Origin of the sequence: Capnocytophaga cynodegmi, assembly GCF_002302475.1 — a bacterium.
GTDB classification, from domain to species: Bacteria; Bacteroidota; Bacteroidia; order Flavobacteriales; family Flavobacteriaceae; genus Capnocytophaga; species Capnocytophaga cynodegmi.
This window is the reverse complement of the sequence record NZ_CP022378.1, coordinates 270,172-292,254: the sequence shown is the minus strand read 5'-3', so window position 1 is coordinate 292,254 and position 22,083 is coordinate 270,172. Positions and strand designations below refer to the sequence as shown.

Below are 22,083 nucleotides of genomic sequence, written 5' to 3'. Positions count from 1 at the left end.
AAAAAAAAGCATAGATTTGCGGAACTGATTAATAAAAAATTACTATGGCAAAGCAAAAATACACCCGATTACAAACAAGTCTACATCCTGAAATTATTGATTTGTTAAATCAGCAAGTTAGCAAAGAAGCGGAAGCGAGTTCTATTTATTTGGCAATGGCATCTTGGTGTGAGGTCAATGGATTTCCGCGAAGTGCTGAATTTTTTTACTGCCACGCTGTGGAAGAGAGAGACCATATGATGAAAATTTTCCGTTTTTTAAATGAAAATGGGGCAAGGGCTTTCGCTCCTGAAGTAGGCAAAGTACAACAAGATTTCAAGTCGCTTAGGGAAGTATATGAAAAAACATTAGAGCACGAAATTGAAGTGACAAAATCCATTTTTTCTATTTTCCAAAAAGCACGACAAGAGGCTGATTATGCGAGTGAAAACTTCTTGCAATGGTTTGTAGAAGAGCAACTTGAGGAGGAGCGTTTGGTACATAGCATTCTTGATATGTTCCAGTTTATGGAAGGAAAAGACAATCCGTTGGCTCTAAAATTAATTGATGAACGCATCCCGTTAGAAGACGCATAATGATTTTAGTTACTGGCGGAACCGGACTGATAGGAGGCCATTTATTATTCTATCTTACTCAAAAAGAGGATAGAAAGATACGGGCAATTTATCGTTCTGCAAGTTCGTTTGAAAAAATTAAAAATATATTTAAAAAATTATCCCACACAGGAGAAAAGCAATTTTCTCAAATAGAATGGGTTAAGGCTGATATTAATGACATCCCGAGTCTGGAAACAGTTTTTCGGGATGTTTCTTATGTGTTTCACGCAGCTGGGTTTATCTCATTTCAACCAAATGATTTTGAAAAACTTATAAAAATTAATGTAGAAGGTACAGTTAACATAGTAAATCTCTGTATTGATTTTAAAGTAAAGAAGTTATGTCACGTAAGTTCTGTATCAGCTTTGTCTTCGGCAGTTGGTAAAATTACAAATGAGTCAAGTGATTGGAATCCAGAGGATAATAATCACGATTACGCGATTAGTAAGCACGGAGCTGAAATGGAGGTTTGGCGAGGTTCACAGGAAGGTTTAAAGGTTGTGATAGTGAATCCATCTGTGGTTTTGGGAGCTTATTTTTGGAATTCAGGTTCGGGACTTTTGTTTGAAAAAGTTGCAAAAGGACTTACCTTCTATCCCTCAGGTGGAACAGGTTTTGTTGATGTTGAAGATGTAGCCAAATCGATGATTGCTCTTCAATTTTCAGGAGTTGAAAATCAGAGATTTGTACTTAGTGGTTCGAACCAAACATACGAGTATATTTTAAAGAAAATTGCTAATTATTTAGCGGTGAAATCTCCCCGAAAGAAAATAAGTCACAGAACACTTCGCTTACTTGCCTATTTAGATGGTTTTTTGAGTTTCCTTTGCCTGAAAAAGAGAACATTAACTCCAAGAAGTGCAGACTCATTGGGTCGTATAATTACATACGATGGAAGTAAGATAAGTGAATTTATTGATTTTCAATATAAAAGCATAGATGATTCTTTGAAAGAAATTTGTAGAAAATATGATAAATAAAGAAATTTGTGACTTAAAAATTTAGTTCCTCAAAAAGCTCAACAATGCTAATTCATAACTTTTTATACCAAACCCTAAAATGATGCCACTAGAAACAGGTGAAATGTAGGATTGATGTCGGAAAGTTTCCCGAGCGAATGTGTTTGAGATATGTACTTCGATTACAGGTGATTGTATTGATTTTATAGCATCAGCAATAGCGATAGATGTATGTGTATAAGCCCCTGCATTGAGGATTATTCCATCAAAATCAAAACCTATTTCATGAATTTTGTTGATAATTTCACCTTCTATATTACTTTGGAAATAAATTAGTTCAACTTCTGGGTATTTTCTCTGTAGATTATAAAAAAAATGTTCAAAAGTTTGATTTCCGTATATTTCTGGCTCTCTTTTACCTAAAAGATTAAGATTAGGTCCGTTAATAATTGCTATTTTCATTATTTCTGTTGTTTGGGATAATGATTTCTTCTATTTTAATTAAAATTTCTTCTATTTTTATGGTTTTTATAGCTCTCTCGTAGCCTTTTGGGTATTTATTTCCGTATACTGATGTAGGAATAAGAGGAAATTGGTTTCGATCTGCCAATAAAGCATTTTCAAAAGGTTGCCCGTAAGGATAAAATCCTGCAAAAGGGTGCGTTACTCCCCAAATGGTAATAGTTGGGATTCCATACATCGCAGCCAAATGAGCATTTCCACTATCCATAGATAACATAACATCAAGATTTGCAATGAGTTGTAATTCTTCCTCAAAAGAAAACCGATCAATCATATTTTCTACGTTTGACAAATGAGCAACTTCCTCAACAATTTTTTGTTGATGTTCTCCGCCGCCAAAAATGTAAATTTTATTTTTTGGGTAATTATTTGATAATATATAAATTAGTTCTTTAAGATTATGGAATGGATATTGCTTTCCCAAATGAGAAGCAAATGGGGCAATTCCAATGTTTTTTTCTTCTGAAAGTAAATTCTTTATTTCTTTTGACAATTTAGGTTTTGGAGCAAAATAATTTTTATTCAACGAAATAGGAAAACCTAATTTTTTGAAAACATCAGCATAACGTTGATATGATGTTTTTAATTGCTTGAAAATCTTATTTTTATCCTTTGTTAAATCTTTTTTTTCTTTTCTTCCTTTATCAATTTGAATGAAAGGAATTCTTGAAAATTTAAAAAAAATCTTTATAATGTTGGTTCTTAATACGTTGTGAATATCAGCAACAGCTTCAACTTCTAATTTTTTGAGCTCTTTGAACAATTGGTATAATCCTAAAATTCCTTTGTGCTTACCTTTTAAATCAATCTTAAGTATTTCACAATTAGGTATATGTAAAAACATTGGAGCAAACATCGGTTTCGTTACTAAGGTAATTTTAACATCGGGGTATTGCTCTGCAAAAGCCGTTAAAATAGGAACGCTAATGGCAACGTCACCCATAGCCGATGTGCGAAATACCGCGATATGTTTGAAATTCATTTTATTGATTTGTTAAAATTTATTCATTATCTTTGGCTCCTTATTATCCTATCTATTTGATAGATAATAAAAAGTGATTACAAATATATTGAAATTTTCAAAAAATGAACCGTATTTTATTAGTTTTTTTTAGTTTTTTTGTTTCTGGAACATTTTATTCGCAAGAGGCAATCTTTGATTTTGACAAAAGCCTCCGATTTGATTTTTATTTGAATGGAGATACTCACACCTCGGAGGTAATTCTTACACAAATGAAAAAGGAACCATACTGGGGAGGTTCAAGGACGAATTTAATTTTTCCGAATTATGGTGAATTTCGTTTACAAATGATTGACGAAAATACACAAAAAGTTGTTTTTTCAAAAGGATTTAATTCTCTTTTGAGTGAATGGCAGCATATTGAACAAGCAAAATCCGAGAAAAGACTGTTTTCTCACGCAATTCAAGTGCCTTTTCCTGTTAAAGAGCTACAAATGCAGATAGCAAAGCGTAATAAAAGTGGAAAATTCGAGAAAATATTTGAAAAAAAAATTAATCCTAATGATTATTTCATAAAAGAAGAGACTGTTTCGTCTTATCCTGTACAGAAAATACTTGAAAATGGTAGTTCTTCTCAAAAAGTAGATATTGCTATTTTGGCAGAAGGTTATACTGAGTGTGAGATTGAAAAATTCTATACAGATGCTAAGAAAATGGTTGATTATATGTTTACAATTCCTCCTTTCGATAGCCTTAAAAAAGATTTTAATGTATATGCAGTTGGTGTAACTTCCGAAGAATCAGGTACAGACGTTCCAGGTCAGAATATTTATAAGAAAACCGCTTTTGATGCTTCTTTCTATACATTTGATATGGATAGATATTTGACAACCAATAATATGAAAGCAATCGCTGACGCAGCTTCATTAGTACCCTACGATCAAATTTATATTTTGGTAAATACATCAAATTATGGAGGCGGAGGATTTTATAATCACTTAAATTTGGCAACTTCTGATCATTTTTTATCCGATAAAGTATTTATTCATGAATTTGGACACGGTTTTGCTGGACTTGCTGATGAATACTATGATTCTTCTACTGCTTTTGACTCGTTTTACAACGTTTCGGTGGAACCTTGGGAAGAAAATATCACTTCTTTGGCTAATTTTGATATAAAATGGAAAGATATGCTGAAAAAATCAACTCCAATTCCTACACCAAGAACTCCAAAATATGAAAAACAAGTTGGTGTATTTGAAGGAGGAGGCTATGTTTCGAAAGGAATTTATAGTCCAGTACAGGATTGCCGAATGAAGTCCAACGATCCGAAGGGATTTTGTCCTGTTTGTGAACGTGCTATTCGTAAAATAGTTAAATTCTACACGGAATAAAAAGAAGTGTAAAGCAAATAAAATTCTACATAGTTGGTCACTCAAGCAATTTCTTAAATTGGTTTCTATATCCGACTTTTTTTCTATTTTTGCAAAAATTTTTCAGAAAATGAATTTTGACATTAAGGAAATTATATCCACAACAATGGTACTTTTTGCTGTAATTGATATCGTTGGTAGTATCCCTATAATCATTAACTTACGGCAAAAGGTGGGGCATATTCAGTCCGAGAAAACAGCTATTGTATCGGCAATGTTGCTCATCTTGTTTTTATTTCTGGGGAAAGAAATTCTTAATCTATTTGGAGTGACGGTAGAATCGTTTGCAGTTGCAGGGGCATTTATTTTATTTTTTTTAGCATTGGAAATGATTTTAGGAATTACTCTTTATCGAGATGAGGAGCCTCAAACGGCTTCCATCGTTCCGTTGGCGTTTCCTTTAGTTGCGGGAGCAGGTTCGATGACTACTGTCCTTTCTTTACGAGCAGAATATCACCTTGAAAACATCATTGTTGGGATTGTTATAAATATCATATTTGTATACATCGTATTGAAATCTTCCAAGAAAATAGAAAAAATATTGGGCAAACAAGGAATAAATGTAATTCGTAAGATATTTGGGGTTATTTTACTTGCCATTGCTGTGAAGTTATTTGCTACGAATGCTAAAGGTCTATTTGCTTAAAAATTAGTTTTTTATGAAAATATTTATTATAATATTATTTGTTTTATCTTTAGTTATAATCGGATTTAATATCTATTTGATAGATTTTTCAAATCCGTTTGAAGGGAGAAGTTTTGTAGCTTTGATTTCGGCAGGTGTGGCAGGAATTGCTTTGTTGTTGCTTTTAGCTTTTTATCTTTCAAGGCGAATTAAAGAAAAATTGAAATAAAAATATCTGGAGTTATGCTTGTGTCTAACAAAGAAAGTAATTTTTTCCTTTTGGCAGGTCCTTGTGCTATTGAAGGAGAGGAAATGGCGATGCAAATTGCCGAAAGAATAGTTTCTATCACGGATAAACTAAACATTCCGTATGTTTTTAAAGGTAGTTTTAAGAAGGCAAATCGTAGTCGGATAGATTCTTTTACAGGTATTGGAGACGAAAAAGCTTTGAAAATTCTTGAAAAAGTAGGTAAAACATTCGGTGTGCCCACAGTTACTGATATTCACGAAGTTAGTGATGCTGATATGGCTGCTCAATATGTTGATGTACTGCAAATTCCAGCTTTTTTAGTACGCCAAACCGATTTGGTAGTTGCAGCGGCCAAAACAGGTAAGGTAATCAATTTAAAGAAAGGACAATTTATGAGTCCTGAAAGTATGAAACACGCCGTTCAGAAAGTGATTGATAGCGGGAACAATAGTGCTTTAATCACTGACAGAGGAACTATGTTTGGCTATCAGGATTTAATTGTTGATTTTAGAGGAATTCCTGTGATGCGTTCGTATGCTCCTGTTATTATGGATGTTACGCATTCTTTACAACAACCCAATCAAACAAGCGGAGTGACTGGAGGACGCCCAGAAATGATTGAAACTATTGCTCGTGCAGCTGTTGTTAATAACGTAGATGGATTGTTTATCGAAACTCATTTTGACCCTGCAAATGCAAAAAGTGATGGGGCTAATATGCTTCATCTTGATTTGCTTGAAGGTCTTTTAACAAGATTAACAGCAATCAGACAAACAATTTTATCATTTGAGAATTAGTATTTATTTGAGTTTACTAATTTTCTAATTATTTCAAACTTTTATAAAATAATATGTATCATAAAGAAGCTCTTTCAAATCCAATTTTTTCGTTAATAAGTAAAGTTTCAAATGAAATTTCATTAGAAAGTTATGTAATTGGTGGATTTGTCAGGGATTATCTTCTGAAGAAAAAACTTCCGAAAGACATTGATATTGTTTCTATTGGGAGCGGAATTGCTTTGGCAGAAAAAGTAGCTGAAAAATTGCCTAATAATCCTAAAGTGTCTGTTTTTAAGAATTTTGGAACCGCAATGATAAAAGCAGATAATTTGGATATTGAATTCGTGGGAGCAAGGAAAGAAAGTTATGAATCCAATTCTCGTAAACCTTATGTGGAAAGCGGAACACTTCAAGATGACCAAAATCGTAGAGATTTCACAATCAATGCAATGGCGTTATCTCTTTCAGAATACAATTTCGGAGAATTAATCGACCCTTTTGATGGACTTTCTGACCTCAAAAATAAAATCATACGTACGCCACTTGACCCAGATATAACCTATTCGGATGATCCTTTGCGTATGATGAGGGCTATCCGATTTGCTACCCAATTGAATTTTGAAATTGAGAAAAAATCATTACAAGCAATTGCCAAAAATAAAGACCGATTAAAAATTATTTCGAACGAACGTATTGTAGATGAGCTGAATAAGATACTTTCTTCACCCAAACCTTCCATTGGATTGAAACTATTGTATGAAACGAAACTTCTTCATTATATTCTTCCAGAACTTGTTGAATTACAAGGAGTAGAGGAGCACGAAGGGCAACGACATAAAGATAATTTTTGGCATACATTGGAGGTTGTTGATAATATCGCTCAGAATACAGATGATTTGTGGCTACGTTGGTCAGCTTTGTTGCACGATATTGGAAAAGCTCCGACAAAGCGTTTTGACAAAAAAAATGGCTGGACATTTCACGGACACGAATTTTTAGGAAGCAAAATGGTTTTTCATATTTTTAAGCGATTGCGAATGCCTTTAAATGATAAAATGAAATATGTTCAGAAAATGGTTCGTATGAGTTCTCGTCCCATTATTATTGCAGAGGATATCGTTACAGATTCTGCAGTAAGGCGTTTGGTTTTTGATGCTGGAGATGATTTTGAGGATTTGATGACGCTCTGTGAAGCAGATATTACAACAAAAAATTCAAAGAAGTTCAAACAATATCACGATAATTTTCAGCTGGTACGCCAAAAAGTAGTAGAGGTAGAGGAGAAAGACCACATTCGTAATTTTCAACCTCCCATTTCGGGAGAAGAAATTATGAAAACATTTAATTTGAAACCTTCTCGTGAAATAGGAACGCTAAAAGATGCCATAAAAGAAGCTATTTTGGACGGAAAGATATCAAATGATTATGAGGCTGCCAAAAAATTTATGTTTGATAAAGCTAAACAAATGAGATTAATATAAGTAAAAAGGCTGAAGAATAGTTACATTCTTCAGCCTTTTTGTTTTAAACCAAATTTTATTATAACAGATTGTTTGTAATCAAATATTCAGCAATTTGGATTGTGTTTGTTGCAGCTCCTTTTCTTAAATTATCCGAAACAACCCACATATTCAGCGAATTAGGTTGAGATTCATCTTTTCGTAGACGTCCCACAAAAACATCGTCTTTCCCTTGTGCATATAAAGGCATAGGGTAGGTATTTGTGTTGGTATCATCTTGAAGGACTAATCCTGAGGTTTTTGAAAAGATATCCCTAACTTCATCTAAATTGAAATCATTAATAAGTTCAACATTTATGGATTCACTATGTCCGCCAACAACAGGAATACGAACAGCAGTAGCCGTGACAGCAATGCTATCGTCGCGGAGAATTTTTTTGGTTTCACGAACCAGTTTCATTTCTTCTTTGGTGTAGCCATTATCCTCGAATACATCACATTGTGGAATAGCATTTCGGTGTATTTGATAGTGATAAGCCATATCTCCTTTTTCTCCTTTGTACTCGTTTTCAAGTTGTTTCACTGCTTTTACTCCAGTACCAGTGATGGATTGATAGGTAGAAACCACAACCCGTTTGATTCCATATTTTTTTTGTAATGGAGCCAAAGCAATTAGCATCTGAATTGTAGAGCAATTTGGGTTGGCGATGATTTTATCTTCTTTTGTGAGAACATCAGCGTTGATTTCAGGAATTACAAGTTTTTTAGTTGTATCCATACGCCAAGCGGAAGAATTATCAACTACAGTCGTGCCCACTTGTGCAAATTTTGGAGCCCATTCCAAAGAGACACTTCCACCAGCTGAAAATAATGCAATGTCAGGTTTTAATGAAACTGCTTGTTGCAACCCGACCACCGAATATTCTTTCCCTTGAAAAGTTATTTTCTTTCCTACAGACTTTTCTGAAGCAACAGGAATTAACTCAGTTACAGGGAAATTTCGTTCGTTTAAAACTTCCAGCATTACGTTACCAACCATACCAGTAACACCCACAATAGCTACTCTCATAAATGTTTAAAATAAAAAAATGACCAGCAAATTTACATATTATATTTTAATTGTGGAATCTATTGTGCCAAATTGTTCAATTTGTAACAAAATATATTTTTATTGATTTTTGAGAAGTTCTCTCAAAAGTATACGAAAAATAGCTAATATGAAATGTGTTTTAAAATGATTCTTAATAATGAGGGTATGGAAGTAATTTTTCTCTTTTAAAATTCAAAAAAAATGATGAACTTTGTGCCCGTTTATATGATTTAAAATTCTAAAGAAAAGAATGCTTCTACTAAAGGATACATTGAAACACAAAGGATTGCGTAATCAATTAGCTGATTTGTTAAGAGAAAAAGGAATTACGGATACAAACGTTTTGAATGCTATTCGAACAATTCCCAGACATTTGTTTATGGATAGTAGTTTTGAGGCTCACGCCTATCAAGACAAAGCATTTCCTATTGGGGCAGGTCAGACCATTTCTCAGCCTTATACTGTAGCTTTTCAAACGCAACTATTGCAAGTTTCTGCTGGACAAAAAGTACTCGAAATAGGAACAGGAAGTGGCTATCAGTCAAGTGTATTACTTTTTTTGGGGGTGAATTTATTTACAATAGAACGACAACAAAAACTCTTCAAACAAACACAATTATTACTTCCTAAATTAATGCCTCGTCTTGCAAAAATGTATTTTGGAGATGGTTACAAGGGGTTACCCAATGAAGCACCTTTCGACCGCATTTTAGTGACAGCTGGAGCTCCAGAAGTACCAATTGCTTTACTAGCTCAATTAGCAGTGGGAGGAAGGTTGGTTATTCCTGTGGGAGAAGAAACACAAGTAATGACACTCTTTGAAAGAATATCTCAAAGCGAATTTCACAAAACAGAATATGGTGATTTTCAATTTGTTCCTCTGCTGAAAGATAAGGTTTAGAAAATAAAAAGAGAGCAAATCATAAGCCGGATTCTGTTTCTTGATGAACAAGATGCTTATCATTTATCTTGATTTGTAATTACTTACAAATTCGAACCGCTTACCCTCCAACATCGGACGAGCAACCCTAAAAAGCTGGTTTACATAGCGTTGCACCACATAGAGTTTACCTGATTTCACTACAGCCGAACTGTACTTGCTTTCTGTTGCACTTGTCCTCATCTCACGATGGACGGGCGTTACCCGTTATGCTGCTCTTTGGTGTCCGGACTTTCCTCTATAAAATAGCGATAAGCCGATTTACTCTCGGCGGCAAAGTTAAGAAATTATTTCGATTTTGGTTTCTGAAAATAATCAAAATAAACTTTTTGGGGTAATGCCTTTTTGTTTATATTTGCCCTCAAACATTTAATTTTTATAATGGTTCTCACAGAAAATATTTGCAAGAAATACGGAAACTATACAGCTTTAAATAATGTTTCAATCACAGTTCCTAAGGGAAGTATTTTTGGACTTTTAGGACCTAACGGAGCAGGTAAAACTTCTTTTATAAGAATACTTAACCAAATAACATATCCTGATTCAGGAAGGATATTTTTCGACGGAGAGCCTCTTAATCAACAACATATTTCACAGATAGGATATCTGCCGGAAGAACGTGGACTCTACAAAACAATGAAAGTAGGTGAACAGGCAATTTATTTGGCTCAGCTTAAGGGACTTTCAAAGGAAAAAGCAAAGGAACGTTTGAAGTTCTGGTTTGAACGTTTGGATATTGGCAGTTGGTGGAATAAGAAAATACAGGAGCTTTCCAAAGGAATGGCTCAGAAAATTCAGTTTGTAGTAACGGTACTTCACGAACCCAAGTTGCTTATTTTTGATGAGCCTTTTAGTGGTTTTGACCCTATTAATGCCAATGTTATTAAAGATGAGATTTTATACCTTCGGGAGCAAGGAGCTACGATTATATTTTCAACACACCGAATGGAATCAGTGGAAGAGCTTTGTGACCATATAGCATTGATTAATAAGTCGGAAAAAATTCTGGAAGGTAATTTGTTAGATATTAAACGCTCTTTTAAAAGTAATATTTTTGAAGTAGGATTAAAAGTAAACGAAGACAAGCAAACGGAGCTTTTGACTGAATTACAAGAACATTTTTCAGTAGATAAGGCAAATTTTAAAAGCTTATATGATAGTTTAAAACTCAATATTTACAAAAAAGAACATCAAACAGCTAATGAATTGTTGCAATACTTGAATTCTAAAGCAGAAGTCACACATTTTGTTGAAAAAATACCTACTGTTGATGAAATATTTATGCGTTCTGTTGAAAAAAAGAACTAAAATGCAATATTTTTTTCACATTTTTACTTTTAGCTATTATAGATAATGAAACATTTAGGAATAATAACAAAACGGGAATATTTGAATAAAGTACGAAACAAATCTTTTATTATTATGACTTTTGTGAGTCCGCTGGTTGTAATAATATTTGGTTTGTTGATAGGGTATTTAACTAATATTAACAATACAGGAAGCGTAAAAAAAATAGCTGTTTTGGACGAAAGTCATCGTTTTTCAAATAGTTTTGAGAATACTTCAGCAGTGGAATATTTCTTTCTAAAGGAAGCTTCATTGAACGAAGCAAAAACGATAATTCTGGCTGAAAGTATGTACGGGTTATTGTATATTCCTCCAGTGAAGGATGAAAATTGGCATCAACGGATTGAATTTTTTAGTGAAGAATCGCCCAATATTTCCTTACTGAATCAACTTTCGGATAATATAGAAACAACTCTTTTTCAGAATAATTTGACATCAAAAGGGATAGACAAAAAGCAAATTGACGATTCCAAAGTGAAGGTAAATATTTCTTTGCAGAATTTTAGCGGAGAAAAAAGCTCAGAATTGGATAGCATCATCAAAATAGCTCTTGGAGGAATGGCTGGTTATCTCATTTTTATGTTCATTATCATTTATGGAAATTCAATTATGCGCAGTGTAATTGAGGAAAAAACCAATCGTATTATCGAAATTATCATTTCATCGGTGAAGCCTTTTGAGTTAATGTTGGGTAAAATTTTTGGCACTTCATTAGCGGGAATTACTCAGTTTTTAATTTGGATGGTTTTTGGTGGCTTTCTGATGACAATTCTCACTTCTTTTTTAGATGTAAATCCTTCATCAACAAATGAAGTTTTGATGAATAAATCAGGAATGGATAAGCTCACTTCAGAGGTTTTGTTAGCATTTTTCAAGTTTCCGTTTATGGAAATGTTTACTTCTTTTTTGTTGTATTTTGTGGGAGGATACTTGTTGTATAGCTCTTTTTATGCGACCATTGGAGCGATGGTTGATAATGAAACAGATACACAACAATTCTTAATGCCAATTTTAATGCCTTTGATTTTAGCAGTTTATGTTGGTTTTTTCACGGTGATAGAAGAACCTCACGGAACGGTTTCTGTCGTACTTTCGTATGTTCCACTCACATCTCCCGTGGTAATGTTAATGAGAATTCCTTTTGGTGTTCCTTGGTGGGAAGTACTCATTTCCATATTATTACTCTACGGAACATTCTTTTTAGTGATAAAATTTGCCTCAAAAATTTATCGTATAGGAATTTTGATGTATGGCAAAAAGGCAACTTACAAAGAGATTTGGAAATGGCTTAAATATTGAAAATAAATAAGGGCAAAATAAAACTTTTGCCCTTATTTGTTATTTGAGCTTCAGGATTTCATTTAAGATGTCTTTAGCTACTTCGGTTTTATCTTTTAAAGGAAACGAAGTTTCTTTATTTTGAGTAATGAGTGTTATTTTATTGGTGTCAGTTCCAAATCCAGCACCTTTGTCTTTCAGTGAATTAAGTACGATAGCATCTAAGTTCTTGTTGTTTAGTTTTATTCTTGCATTTTCTGATTCATTTTCAGTTTCTAAGGCAAATCCTATGAGAAGTTGTTGTTGCTTTTGTTTGCCTAATGAGGCAAGAATATCAATTGTAGAAACCAATTCTAAATTCAATGAAGTTTCTTTCTTTTTGATTTTTTCTGGGGCTTTTATTTTTGGAGTATAGTCAGCTACAGCCGCTGATAAAATAGCAATATCTGACGTTTTGAATTGATTTACAGTAGCTTCATACATATCTGATGCACTAATCACACGTTGTAGATGTATTTTATTGTGAATATTCGTTTCCGCAGAAGGTCCTAAAATCAAATGTACTTCGGCACCTTGTTTTACAGCCTCGTTCGCTAAGGCAATTCCCATTTTTCCTGTGGAAAAGTTGCCTATAAATCGCACGGGGTCAATAGCTTCGTAAGTAGGTCCAGCAGTTATTAGTACTTTCTTTCCTTTCAAAGGAAGATTGTGAGAAATGTTAGTTTCTATAAAGTTTATAATGTCCTCAGGTTCTGCCATTCTGCCTTGTCCAACTAGTCCACTTGCTAATTCTCCATAAGCGGCAGGAATTATCTGATTACCAAATGATTTTAACCTATCCAAGTTATTATTCACGGTTGGGTGAGCGTACATATCCAAATCCATAGCTGGAGCTATAAATGTAGGAGCTTTTGCAGAAAAATAAGTTGCTAATAATACGTTGTCACACAATCCATTAGCCATTTTTGCTAAAGTGTTTGCTGTTGCAGGAGCTATGAGGAGTAGGTCTGCCCAAAGAGCCAGTTCTACGTGGTTGTTCCAGTTGTTATCCGTTGTTTTAAAAGAAGAAATTACTTCATTTTTGGAAACTGTAGCCAATGTTAAAGGCGTAACAAACTCTTTGGCACTTTCTGTTAAAATTACTTTTACATTATGCCCTTTTTTTACTAACAAACGCACCAAATGGGGCGTTTTGTAGGCAGCAATTCCTCCTGTAATTCCTAAAATTATGTTCATAAGATTGTATCAAATTAGAAAAGGTTTTAAGTAATAAACCATTAAGTTCACTGCTCAAAACCTATATTTTACAAATGATATAACAACTTGATTGTTAAGCTTCCCGATAATAAACCTTATTCTCTAACCATTCTTTAATGGCAATGGCTTGTGGTTTTGGAAGTTTCTCATAGAATTTAGAAACTTCAATTTGTTCTTTATTCTCAAAAATTTCTTCCAAATTATCATTATTAGTTGCAAATTCGTCCAATTTTTCAATTAATTCTTTTTTAATTTCGGAATTTATCTGTACGGCACGTTTTGCAATAATTGAAATAGCTTCATAAATATTTTCGGTGGGAGCTTCAATAGCACTTCTGTTATAGGTAATTGTAGAAGTTGGAGCATCAATCTTTTTAAAATCCATATTTCTGTTCTTTTTTATAAAATTTTTATGAGTAAATTTTCAATGATGTTTCAATTTTTTGAAGCATTCTTTCAGCTTCTTTTTTGTATGATGTTTCAGGAAACGATTTTACCAAAGTTTCGTATGCTTCTTTGGCAATTCTTAAACGCTCTTCCTTTTTATGCTCCACACTATTGATTGCCCATTCGTAAGCCGAATGCAAACGTACAAAAAGAGCTTCCTCCTTGAAAATAGTTCCAGGATTGTGTGCTAAGAAATTATCTAAAGACTTCATAGCAGCCTGATAATCACGAATCAAGTTATATTGTTTTGCTATTTCAAACTCTTTTTTCTGAAGCCGTGTTAGCAAATCCAGTGTCATCTCATTAGCTTCATTTGCATATTCTGTGTTGGTATATCTGTCCAAGAATAGTTGCAATTTTTCAAGTGCCTGATGTGTAGGTGTTTGGTCAACACTATACTTAGGAGCTTCTAAATAGATTGATTTGGCTGCTAAAAAAGCAGCTTCAGCTACTTTTTCACTTTTTGGGTATAACTTATAGAAACGTTCAAATTGGTATGAAGCCTTGTTATATTGCTTAGTTTTATAAAAGGCATCTGCGTACATATAAAGTACTCGCTCCCCTTGAGGTTTTCCTGCGTATTGGTTTACAATGTTTTCAAACAATTGTATCGACCTTTTGTATTTTCCTCGTTTGTATAGTTGCTCAGCCATATTGTACTTAAGTGTAGCATCATCAGACTTTAACACTTTCTGATATTCACCACAAGAACTCAATAAACTTGCACTAAATAAACCTATTACGATGTATTTCTTAATTTGCATTCGGCAAAAGTAAATAGTTTTTATGATTTATCAAAATTATGTGAGCATTCCGCCATCTACATTAAGCACTTGTCCTGTGATATAAGCAGCCATATCCGAGGCTAAGAATACACAAGCATTGGCGACATCTTCTGGTTGACCTCCTCTTTTTAAAGGAATATTATCTCGCCAACCTTGTACTACTTTTTCATCTAAAATTGCTGTCATTTCAGTTTCAATAAATCCTGGAGCTATTGCATTGCAACGGATATTTCTGGAACCTAATTCCAAAGCTACAGATTTTGTGAAACCTAACATACCTGCTTTTGAAGCTGCATAGTTGGACTGACCTGCATTTCCCTTTACTCCCACAACACTACTAATGTTGATGATAGACCCGCTACGTTGTTTTAACATAGTACGTTGCACGGCTTTTGTCATATTGAAGACAGATTTTAAATTTACCTCAATTACTTTATCAAAATCTTCTTCTGAAATTCGCATTAACAGGTTGTCTTTTGTAATCCCTGCGTTATTTACCAGAATATCAATACTTCCGAACTCTTTAACTACATCTTCAGCCAATTGCTGGGCAGCCTCATAATCGGCAGCGTTACTTTGATATCCTTTAGCTTTTATTCCTTTAGCTTTTAATTCGTCTTCTAATTTTTGTGCAGCTTCTACCGATGAGCTATACGTAAAAGCAACATTGGCACCATACGAAGCGAAAACTTCGGCAATTCCTCGTCCAATTCCTCTACTTGCTCCTGTGATGATTGCAGTTTTTCCTTCTAATAGTCTCATATTTTGTTTAAATTTTATTGTTGAAAATTATTATTTTATCTGGATGTTTTTAAGATATTCCCAATGTATGTTATCCGCCAACACGCTTTACTTTGAATCCTTTTTCTTTGAGGAACTTCATAATTTTATCACGATAATCCCCTTGAATTAAGATGCTTTCATCTTTGAAAGAACCCCCAACGCCTAAAAGAGTTTTGATTTCCTTTGCTAGAATTTTGAAATCATTATCTGCTCCTGAATATCCTTCAATGATGGTTACAGGCTTTCCTTTGCGTTTTTCATATTTACAAATCAAGGGCTCGTCCTGAAGCCAAATATTTGAAATATTTTCCACAGGAGTTTCTTCTTCAATATGGTCGGGAAATAAATTTTTTAGCTGTTCGCGTAACATTTTAATTGAAATGTTTTCAAGTTGCAAATATATAAATAAAATTTAATTTTTTCGGGTTGAGCGAATTCAATATTCTTTATTAAATTTGCCAAAATAAAAAGAAATAATAAATGAAAAGAATATTTTTATCCCTAATTACAATTTTTGCCTTTGGTTGTAGTGTTCAAAAGAATGATATTCAAACTGAAGATAAGGTACTTCCAGTTTTTTTGAATGAAATTTCTGAACAAAGGCTAAACGAAACACTAAAAGTAATTGCTTCTGATGAAATGGAAGGACGAAACACAGGAAGTGAAGGCATCAAAAAAGCAGCAGATTATATCGTGAAGCAATACACAAAAGAAGGCATTATGTATCCGCCAAAAGCTTCGGGGTGGTTTCAGACTGTGCCAAAATCTTTTTTCAGAAATAAATTCAATGATTCTGATAATATTTGGGCTTTTGTTCAAGGAAGTGAAAAACCAGAGGAAGTTATCGTAGTATCAGCACATTATGACCACGTAGGAATGGAAGGTGAAGAAGTGTACAATGGTGCAGATGACAATGGTTCAGGAACGGTTGCTGTTATGGAATTGGCACGAGTGTTCAATTTAGCGAAGAAAAAAGGACACGCTCCTAAACGTTCAGTGATGTTTTTACTTGTAACAGGTGAAGAAAGAGGACTTTATGGTTCGGATTATTATTCTAAAAATCCGTTATATCCTTTAAAAAATACTGTCGCTAACATAAATATTGATATGATAGGACGAGTTGATAATTTGCATAAGGACAATAATTATGTGTATGTTATTGGTGCAGACCGATTAAGTTCGGAGTTGCATACAATTAATGAAGAAATGAATAGAAAATATGTCAATTTAAAATTGGATTATAAATATGACGACCGCAATGACCCTTGGCAAATTTATTATCGTTCTGACCATTACAATTTTGCAAAACACGGAATTCCTTCAGTTTTCTTTTTCAATGGATTACATTCTGACTATCATCAACCAACAGATACTCACGACAAAATAGATTTCGAAGCAATGACAAAACGTACCAAATTAATCTTTGCTTTGGCGTGGGAACTTGCTAATCGTTCGGAACGTATAAAAGTAGATAGAGACGGGAAATAATTTTTTGTAGTTAGAACTTAATTTATTATCTTTGCGTTTCTTTAAAAAAAATCAAGAAAATGAAATATTTACAAAATAAATATGTAAAAATTGTTCTTGCCGTATTGATTAATGTTTATGCCATATATCAATTCACAGAAGGCAATATCGGTAATGGAATTGCTTTGATGTTATTATCAGCAATTCCCATAATATTGTATTTCAGAAACGAGTTTATTTTGTTGGCTTTCCTAAGATTGAGAAAACAAGATTTTGAAGGTACTCAAAAATGGCTGAGTAAAATAGTTGAACCTGAAACGGCATTGATTAAAAAACAACAAGGGTATTATAATTATTTGCACGGAATTATTTATTCGCAAATAAATCTTACTCAAGCTGAGAAATATTTTAGAAAAGCTTTGCAGTTAGGGTTAAATATGAGCTACGATGTTGCTATGGCAAAGTTGAGTTTGGCAGGTATTATGTTACAAAAACGCAGAAAGCGTGAGGCTCAAGAATTACTTGCTGAAGCTAAAAAGCTGGATAAACAGAATATGATGACAGAACAAATCAAAATGATGCAACAACAACTCAAGCGTATATAAAATAATATTGTAAAAAGGAAAAGGTGATAATTCTAAAAAAATTATCACCTTTTTTATATTCAAGTAAATTTTATTTTTGACAATCACCAGATAGTGAAGATTATATATGTAAAGCCCGATTATCTGTGGCAGCCAAAGCTGCTTCTTTGATGGCTTCGGTAAAGGTTGGATGTGCGTGACTGATACGTGAAATATCCTCAGCACTTGCTCTGAATTCCATAGCTGTTACGGCTTCGGCTATCATATCAGCAGCTCTGGCACCAATCATATGAACTCCTAAGATTTCATCGGTAGAAGCATCAGCCAATATTTTTACAAATCCGTCCGTATCCATACTTGCCCTCGAACGCCCTAAAGCACGCATTGGGAATTGTCCCGATTTGAACGTAACACCTTCTTCTTTAAGTTGTTCTTCTGTTTTTCCTACCGAAGCAACTTCAGGCCAAGTGTAGACAACTCCAGGTATTAGATTGTAATCAATATGAGGTTTTTGTCCAGCTAATTGCTCAGCAATTAAAACGCCTTCTTCCTCTGCTTTGTGAGCTAACATTGCACCACGAACCACATCGCCAATTGCATAAATGTTTGATACATTGGTTTGTAAATGTGAGTTTACTTCAATTCTGCCACGTTCATCTGTTTTGATGCCAACAGCTTCCAAATTTAGTCCATCAGTATAAGGTTTTCTTCCTACGGCAACCAAGCAATAATCACCTTCAAGCACAACTTCTTCTCCTTTTTGAGTAGTGGCTTTTACAATTACCATATTTCCATTACGGGAAACTTCTTTTACTTGATGACTTGTATAGAACTTAAAACCTTGTTTTTTAAGCACTTTTGTAAGTTCCTTCCCTAAACCTTTATCCATAGTAGGAAGAATGCTGTCCATATATTCAACAACAGAAACAGAAGCTCCCAATCGCTTGTAAACTTGCCCAAGTTCCAAGCCAATGACGCCACCGCCAATAACGATTAAATGTTTTGGTATTTCGGTCAATTTCAGAGCTTCAGTAGAAGTTATAATACGTTCTTTATCAATAGTTATGAATGGTAAAGAGGAAGGTTTAGAACCCGTAGCGATGATTGTTTTTTGAGCTTCAATTTCTTCAGAAGAACCATCTTTTGAAGTGATTTTGATTCGAGTTGAATTTACGAAACTTCCCAATCCGTGAAAAACATCAATTTTGTTTTTATCCATCAAGAATTTAATTCCTGAACAAGTTTGCTCTACGACGGAATTTTTTCGGTCAATCATTTTTTTAAGACTAACTTTTACTTCACCAGTAATTTCAATTCCGTGTGTTTCAAAGTGTTTTAAAGCATCTTCGTAATGATGAGAAGAATCTAATAAAGCTTTTGAAGGAACGCAACCCACATTCAAACAAGTGCCGCCCAAAGTGTCGTATTTTTCGATAATAGCCGTTTTGAATCCTAACTGTGCTGAACGAATGGCAGCTACATATCCTCCAGGTCCTGAGCCTATTACAACAACATCATATGTTTTCATAACTTAATACTTAAATTTTATGATTAATATCGCAAACGTACAAATAAAAAGATATAAAAACAAGAACCGATATTCTTCTTTTTAAGAATTGTTGAACAAAGAGTTCATTTCTGTATCTTCGTTTCTTTCAAAAATTCAGCTGTAAAACTTTTTTTGTCTTTTGCTACTTCTTCAGGTGTTCCAAAAGCGACAACTTCACCGCCACCTTTTCCGCCTTCATAGCCTATATCGATGATGTAGTCTACTTTTTTAATAACGTCAATATTATGTTCGATGACAAGCACGGTATTTCCTTTATCGACCAACTTATCCAAAACATCTAAAAGTACTTTTACATCTTCAAAATGTAAGCCCGTAGTAGGTTCATCAAGAATATAAAACGTATTTCCAGTATCCTTTTTTGAAAGCTCTGTGGCTAATTTCACTCGTTGAGCTTCTCCACCCGAAAGCGTGGTTGATTGTTGTCCCAAAGTGATGTATCCGAGTCCTACTTCTTCAATAGTTTTTAATTTTCGATGTATTTTAGGAATATTTTCAAAAAAAACAACACTTTCCGAGATAGTCATATCCAAAATATCGGCTATAGATTTTCCTTTGTAACGAACTTCGAGCGTTTCTCGGTTAAAACGTTTTCCTTTGCAAGTTTCGCACTCCACATAAACGTCTGGTAAAAAGTTCATTTCGATAACTTTCAGTCCTGAACCTTCACACGTTTCACATCTACCGCCTTTCACGTTAAAGCTGAATCTACCTGGTTTGTATCCGCGTATCATAGCCTCTGGCGTCTGTGTAAAAAGAGTGCGGATTTCACTAAAAACTCCCGTATAGGTTGCAGGGTTGGAACGAGGTGTTCTTCCGATGGGCGACTGGTCTATGGCGATTACCTTATCAATGTTTTCAAGCCCTTCGATACTTTCATAAGGCATAGGTTTCTTTACCGCATTGAAAAAATGAGCGTTTAAAATCGGATAAAGTGTTTCATTAATCAAAGTGGACTTTCCGCTGCCCGAAACCCCCGTTACGCCAATCATTTTTCCCAAAGGAAAAGTTACCGACACATTTTTGAGGTTATTTCCCGTACAGCCACGCAAAATAATTTCCTTGCCGTTACCTTTTCTGCGTTCATTGGACGTATTTATTTGCTTACGACCACTAATATAGTCGGCAGTAATGGTGTTTGAAGCCATCATTTGCTTTGGAGTGCCTTGAAAGATAATTTCACCACCATTTTTTCCCGCTTTTGGTCCTATATCAATAACATAATCAGCTTCCAGAATCATTTCTTCGTCGTGTTCCACTACAATAACTGAGTTTCCGATGTCTCGAAGAGCTTTTAATGAATTGATAAGTCGTTTGTTATCTCGTTGATGTAACCCAATGCTGGGTTCGTCCAAGATGTAAAGTACGCCCGTCAGTTGTGAACCGATTTGGGTAGCCAAACGAATCCGCTGAGCCTCCCCGCCTGATAACGATTTTGAACTTCGGCTAAGGGAAAGATATGTCAAACCTACATCTATCAGAAATTGCAATCGTGTGCTTATTTCTTTGATAATTTCCGATGCAATTTTCTGTTGTTTCTCCGAGATTTTTTCAGGAAGAACAGCAAACCAGTCCGAAAGCTCTAAAATATCCATTTTGGAAAGCTCGGCGATGTTTTTCTCGTTTATTTTGAAGAAAAGAGCCTCTTTGCGAATGCGAGTTCCTTCACATTCAGGACAAGGAAGCGTGTCCATAAAGTCGGAAGCCCATCTTTTGATGGAAACAGAATCGGAATTGTCGTGCTGATTCTTTATGAAGTTTACAATTCCTTCAAAATCAATTTCATATTCTCTTGTTATTCCTAAAACGTCTGATTTTACGGCATATTTTTCTTTTGCTCCGTATAGAATGATATCGATGGCTTCTTGCGGAAGGTCTTCCACATTATCAGATAGTTTTGCACCGAATTTGTGAAGGATAATTTCAAGTTGCTTAAATATCCAAGTGTTTTTTTGTTCACCTATGGCAACGATAGCCCCATTTTTTATAGACATTTTTGAATTAGGAATGATTTTAGAAAGATTGACTTCCTGCACTTCTCCTAATCCGTTGCAATGCGGACACATTCCTTTGGGTGAATTGAACGAAAATGTGTTGGGTTCGGGCATCGGATATGAAATTCCCGTGCTTGGACACATCAAATTACGACTGAAAAACTGAACTTTTTCCGTTTCTTGATCTAAAACCATCAGCACTCCGTCGCCGTATTGCATTGCAACTTTTATGGATTCCTGTAATCGGCTTTGGGTGTCTTTATTTGAATCGATAAGAAGTCTATCGACCACTATTTCAATATCGTGCGTTTTGTAGCGGTCGAGTTTCATTCCTTTTTCAATATCCCGAATTTCGCCATTGGTACGCACTTTTACAAATCCTTGTTTAGCAATTTGTTCGAAAAGTTCGCGATAATGTCCTTTACGTGATTGCACCACTGGAGCGAGAATATTTATCCTCTTTTCGTGATATTTTTCTGTGATAAGTTCTTGAATTTGAGCATCGCTGTAACTTACCATTTTTTCGCCCGTCTTGTAGCTGTACGCATCGGATGCACGAGCAAAAAGAAGCCTCAAAAAGTCGTAAATTTCGGTTATTGTTCCCACAGTAGAGCGGGGCGATTTGGAAGTTGTTTTCTGTTCGATGGCGATAACTGGCGAAAGTCCGTCGATTTTATCAACATCAGGTCGTTCAAGCCCTCCTAAGAACTGCCTTGCGTATGCTGAAAAAGTTTCGATATAGCGTCGTTGTCCTTCGGCATAAATGGTGTCAAAAGCAAGTGATGATTTCCCGCTTCCTGAAAGCCCTGTAATTACTACAAGTTGCTCTCTGGGAATGTCAATGTCTATATTTTTAAGGTTGTGAGCTCTTGCCCCTTGAACTTCAATTTTGTTTTCCATACGTTGTTATCGAATCTTTGCCGAAAAAGCAAACTTTGGCAAAAATAGTAATTTTTTCG

At 34.5% G+C, this 22,083-nt stretch carries 22 protein-coding genes and 1 other RNA gene; 12 read left to right on the top strand and 11 right to left on the bottom strand.

Annotated features, from left to right (window positions below):
* Positions 1 to 44: 44 nt before the first annotated feature.
* On the top strand, positions 45 to 575 hold the full coding sequence (locus CGC48_RS01415) for a ferritin (RefSeq protein ID WP_018278472.1): 531 nt from the start codon (positions 45 to 47) through the stop codon (positions 573 to 575).
* Entirely contained in the window at positions 575 to 1,576 is a 1,002-nt protein-coding gene (locus CGC48_RS01410; protein WP_098028157.1) for an NAD-dependent epimerase/dehydratase family protein, read from the top strand. The genes CGC48_RS01415 and CGC48_RS01410 overlap by 1 nt, the downstream gene beginning before the upstream one ends.
* Before the next feature lie 21 nt (positions 1,577 to 1,597).
* On the opposite strand, the gene aroQ is transcribed toward CGC48_RS01410, so the two are convergent.
* Together aroQ and CGC48_RS01400 are read right to left on the bottom strand one after the other, a co-directional pair.
* The gene (aroQ, locus tag CGC48_RS01405; RefSeq protein WP_098028156.1) at positions 1,598 to 2,017 is read right to left on the bottom strand and encodes a type II 3-dehydroquinate dehydratase; all 420 of its coding nucleotides are present in this window, start codon (positions 2,015 to 2,017) and stop codon (positions 1,598 to 1,600) included.
* A complete protein-coding gene (locus CGC48_RS01400) occupies positions 1,998 to 3,059 on the bottom strand; it encodes a glycosyltransferase family 9 protein (protein ID WP_098028155.1) in 1,062 nt (353 codons plus the stop codon). Before CGC48_RS01400 ends, aroQ begins: the two co-directional genes overlap by 20 nt.
* A 104-nt stretch (positions 3,060 to 3,163) precedes the next feature.
* Here CGC48_RS01400 and CGC48_RS01395 point away from each other — a divergent pair, with 104 nt between their 5' ends.
* The 5 genes from CGC48_RS01395 (at position 3,164) to CGC48_RS01375 (ending at position 7,606) form a co-directional block, all read left to right on the top strand.
* Positions 3,164 to 4,432, top strand: a complete 1,269-nt coding sequence (locus tag CGC48_RS01395) for a M64 family metallopeptidase (RefSeq protein ID WP_198537144.1) — start codon at positions 3,164 to 3,166, stop codon at positions 4,430 to 4,432.
* A 109-nt stretch (positions 4,433 to 4,541) separates the two neighbouring features.
* Positions 4,542 to 5,117 (top strand): MarC family protein, encoded by a 576-nt coding sequence (locus tag CGC48_RS01390; protein ID WP_098028154.1) that lies wholly within the window; start codon positions 4,542 to 4,544, stop codon positions 5,115 to 5,117.
* Between the two features lie 13 nt (positions 5,118 to 5,130).
* On the top strand, positions 5,131 to 5,325 hold the full coding sequence (locus tag CGC48_RS01385) for a hypothetical protein (RefSeq protein WP_018278466.1): 195 nt from the start codon (positions 5,131 to 5,133) through the stop codon (positions 5,323 to 5,325).
* Between the two features lie 20 nt (positions 5,326 to 5,345).
* The gene (gene kdsA / locus CGC48_RS01380; RefSeq protein ID WP_041994860.1) at positions 5,346 to 6,143 is read left to right on the top strand and encodes a 3-deoxy-8-phosphooctulonate synthase; all 798 of its coding nucleotides are present in this window, start codon (positions 5,346 to 5,348) and stop codon (positions 6,141 to 6,143) included.
* Positions 6,144 to 6,196: 53 nt separating this feature from the next.
* Positions 6,197 to 7,606 (top strand): CCA tRNA nucleotidyltransferase, encoded by a 1,410-nt coding sequence (locus CGC48_RS01375; protein ID WP_098028153.1) that lies wholly within the window; start codon positions 6,197 to 6,199, stop codon positions 7,604 to 7,606.
* 58 nt (positions 7,607 to 7,664) lie between these two features.
* Here the strand turns inward: CGC48_RS01375 and CGC48_RS01370 are convergent, their stop codons facing one another.
* Positions 7,665 to 8,654, bottom strand: a complete 990-nt coding sequence (locus tag CGC48_RS01370) for an aspartate-semialdehyde dehydrogenase (protein WP_018278463.1) — start codon at positions 8,652 to 8,654, stop codon at positions 7,665 to 7,667.
* 271 nt (positions 8,655 to 8,925) lie between these two features.
* Between CGC48_RS01370 and CGC48_RS01365 the strand changes: the two genes are divergently transcribed.
* Positions 8,926 to 9,576, top strand: coding sequence for a protein-L-isoaspartate(D-aspartate) O-methyltransferase (locus CGC48_RS01365; RefSeq protein ID WP_098028152.1), 651 nt, complete (start codon positions 8,926 to 8,928; stop codon positions 9,574 to 9,576).
* A 7-nt stretch (positions 9,577 to 9,583) separates the two neighbouring features.
* Here CGC48_RS01365 and rnpB read toward each other — a convergent pair.
* Positions 9,584 to 9,883: RNase P RNA component class A (gene rnpB, locus CGC48_RS01360), an RNA gene on the bottom strand.
* A 113-nt stretch (positions 9,884 to 9,996) separates the two neighbouring features.
* Here rnpB and CGC48_RS01355 point away from each other — a divergent pair.
* A complete protein-coding gene (locus CGC48_RS01355; protein WP_098028151.1) occupies positions 9,997 to 10,923 on the top strand; it encodes an ABC transporter ATP-binding protein in 927 nt (308 codons plus the stop codon).
* A 45-nt stretch (positions 10,924 to 10,968) separates the two neighbouring features.
* Complete coding sequence (locus CGC48_RS01350; protein ID WP_098028150.1) at positions 10,969 to 12,261, top strand: ABC transporter permease; 1,293 nt, start codon at positions 10,969 to 10,971, stop codon at positions 12,259 to 12,261.
* 39 nt (positions 12,262 to 12,300) lie between these two features.
* Here the strand turns inward: CGC48_RS01350 and coaBC are convergent, their stop codons facing one another.
* The 5 genes from coaBC to CGC48_RS01325 all read right to left on the bottom strand — a co-directional run bounded on the left by coaBC (position 12,301) and on the right by CGC48_RS01325 (position 15,882).
* The gene (gene coaBC, locus CGC48_RS01345; protein WP_098028149.1) at positions 12,301 to 13,476 is read right to left on the bottom strand and encodes a bifunctional phosphopantothenoylcysteine decarboxylase/phosphopantothenate--cysteine ligase CoaBC; all 1,176 of its coding nucleotides are present in this window, start codon (positions 13,474 to 13,476) and stop codon (positions 12,301 to 12,303) included.
* Positions 13,477 to 13,570: 94 nt separating this feature from the next.
* The gene (locus tag CGC48_RS01340) at positions 13,571 to 13,882 is read right to left on the bottom strand and encodes a DNA-directed RNA polymerase subunit omega (protein WP_018278458.1); all 312 of its coding nucleotides are present in this window, start codon (positions 13,880 to 13,882) and stop codon (positions 13,571 to 13,573) included.
* Positions 13,883 to 13,907: 25 nt separating this feature from the next.
* Positions 13,908 to 14,708 (bottom strand): outer membrane protein assembly factor BamD, encoded by an 801-nt coding sequence (locus tag CGC48_RS01335; protein ID WP_098028148.1) that lies wholly within the window; start codon positions 14,706 to 14,708, stop codon positions 13,908 to 13,910.
* A gap of 36 nt (positions 14,709 to 14,744) precedes the next feature.
* Positions 14,745 to 15,491 carry a 3-oxoacyl-[acyl-carrier-protein] reductase gene (gene fabG / locus CGC48_RS01330; RefSeq protein WP_041994734.1) on the bottom strand — a complete coding sequence of 249 codons (747 nt, stop codon included), beginning with the start codon at positions 15,489 to 15,491 and terminating at the stop codon, positions 14,745 to 14,747.
* Positions 15,492 to 15,561: 70 nt separating this feature from the next.
* Positions 15,562 to 15,882, bottom strand: a complete 321-nt coding sequence (locus CGC48_RS01325) for a translation initiation factor (RefSeq protein WP_041994730.1) — start codon at positions 15,880 to 15,882, stop codon at positions 15,562 to 15,564.
* Between the two features lie 110 nt (positions 15,883 to 15,992).
* On the opposite strand from CGC48_RS01325, the gene CGC48_RS01320 reads away from it, so the two are divergent.
* Complete coding sequence (locus tag CGC48_RS01320; RefSeq protein ID WP_098028147.1) at positions 15,993 to 17,000, top strand: M28 family metallopeptidase; 1,008 nt, start codon at positions 15,993 to 15,995, stop codon at positions 16,998 to 17,000.
* A gap of 59 nt (positions 17,001 to 17,059) precedes the next feature.
* Positions 17,060 to 17,584 carry a hypothetical protein gene (locus CGC48_RS01315; protein WP_098028146.1) on the top strand — a complete coding sequence of 175 codons (525 nt, stop codon included), beginning with the start codon at positions 17,060 to 17,062 and terminating at the stop codon, positions 17,582 to 17,584.
* 100 nt (positions 17,585 to 17,684) lie between these two features.
* On the opposite strand, the gene lpdA is transcribed toward CGC48_RS01315, so the two are convergent.
* Both lpdA and uvrA read right to left on the bottom strand, forming a co-directional pair.
* Complete coding sequence (gene lpdA, locus CGC48_RS01310; protein WP_098028145.1) at positions 17,685 to 19,091, bottom strand: dihydrolipoyl dehydrogenase; 1,407 nt, start codon at positions 19,089 to 19,091, stop codon at positions 17,685 to 17,687.
* A gap of 104 nt (positions 19,092 to 19,195) precedes the next feature.
* Positions 19,196 to 22,024, bottom strand: a complete 2,829-nt coding sequence (gene uvrA, locus CGC48_RS01305) for an excinuclease ABC subunit UvrA (RefSeq protein ID WP_098028144.1) — start codon at positions 22,022 to 22,024, stop codon at positions 19,196 to 19,198.
* Positions 22,025 to 22,083: the final 59 nt, after the last annotated feature.

Coding starts and splice junctions, on each gene's coding strand:
- CGC48_RS01415 (WP_018278472.1), top strand. CDS start 45: ATGGCAAAGCAAAAATACACCCGATTACAAACAAGTCTACATCCTGAA.
- CGC48_RS01410 (WP_098028157.1), top strand. CDS start 575: ATGATTTTAGTTACTGGCGGAACCGGACTGATAGGAGGCCATTTATTA.
- aroQ (WP_098028156.1), bottom strand. CDS start 2,017: ATGAAAATAGCAATTATTAACGGACCTAATCTTAATCTTTTAGGTAAA.
- CGC48_RS01400 (WP_098028155.1), bottom strand. CDS start 3,059: ATGAATTTCAAACATATCGCGGTATTTCGCACATCGGCTATGGGTGAC.
- CGC48_RS01395 (WP_198537144.1), top strand. CDS start 3,164: ATGAACCGTATTTTATTAGTTTTTTTTAGTTTTTTTGTTTCTGGAACA.
- CGC48_RS01390 (WP_098028154.1), top strand. CDS start 4,542: ATGAATTTTGACATTAAGGAAATTATATCCACAACAATGGTACTTTTT.
- CGC48_RS01385 (WP_018278466.1), top strand. CDS start 5,131: ATGAAAATATTTATTATAATATTATTTGTTTTATCTTTAGTTATAATC.
- CGC48_RS01375 (WP_098028153.1), top strand. CDS start 6,197: ATGTATCATAAAGAAGCTCTTTCAAATCCAATTTTTTCGTTAATAAGT.
- CGC48_RS01370 (WP_018278463.1), bottom strand. CDS start 8,654: ATGAGAGTAGCTATTGTGGGTGTTACTGGTATGGTTGGTAACGTAATG.
- CGC48_RS01365 (WP_098028152.1), top strand. CDS start 8,926: ATGCTTCTACTAAAGGATACATTGAAACACAAAGGATTGCGTAATCAA.
- CGC48_RS01355 (WP_098028151.1), top strand. CDS start 9,997: ATGGTTCTCACAGAAAATATTTGCAAGAAATACGGAAACTATACAGCT.
- CGC48_RS01350 (WP_098028150.1), top strand. CDS start 10,969: ATGAAACATTTAGGAATAATAACAAAACGGGAATATTTGAATAAAGTA.
- coaBC (WP_098028149.1), bottom strand. CDS start 13,476: ATGAACATAATTTTAGGAATTACAGGAGGAATTGCTGCCTACAAAACG.
- CGC48_RS01340 (WP_018278458.1), bottom strand. CDS start 13,882: ATGGATTTTAAAAAGATTGATGCTCCAACTTCTACAATTACCTATAAC.
- CGC48_RS01335 (WP_098028148.1), bottom strand. CDS start 14,708: ATGCAAATTAAGAAATACATCGTAATAGGTTTATTTAGTGCAAGTTTA.
- fabG (WP_041994734.1), bottom strand. CDS start 15,491: ATGAGACTATTAGAAGGAAAAACTGCAATCATCACAGGAGCAAGTAGA.
- CGC48_RS01325 (WP_041994730.1), bottom strand. CDS start 15,882: ATGTTACGCGAACAGCTAAAAAATTTATTTCCCGACCATATTGAAGAA.
- CGC48_RS01320 (WP_098028147.1), top strand. CDS start 15,993: ATGAAAAGAATATTTTTATCCCTAATTACAATTTTTGCCTTTGGTTGT.
- CGC48_RS01315 (WP_098028146.1), top strand. CDS start 17,060: ATGAAATATTTACAAAATAAATATGTAAAAATTGTTCTTGCCGTATTG.
- lpdA (WP_098028145.1), bottom strand. CDS start 19,091: ATGAAAACATATGATGTTGTTGTAATAGGCTCAGGACCTGGAGGATAT.
- uvrA (WP_098028144.1), bottom strand. CDS start 22,024: ATGGAAAACAAAATTGAAGTTCAAGGGGCAAGAGCTCACAACCTTAAA.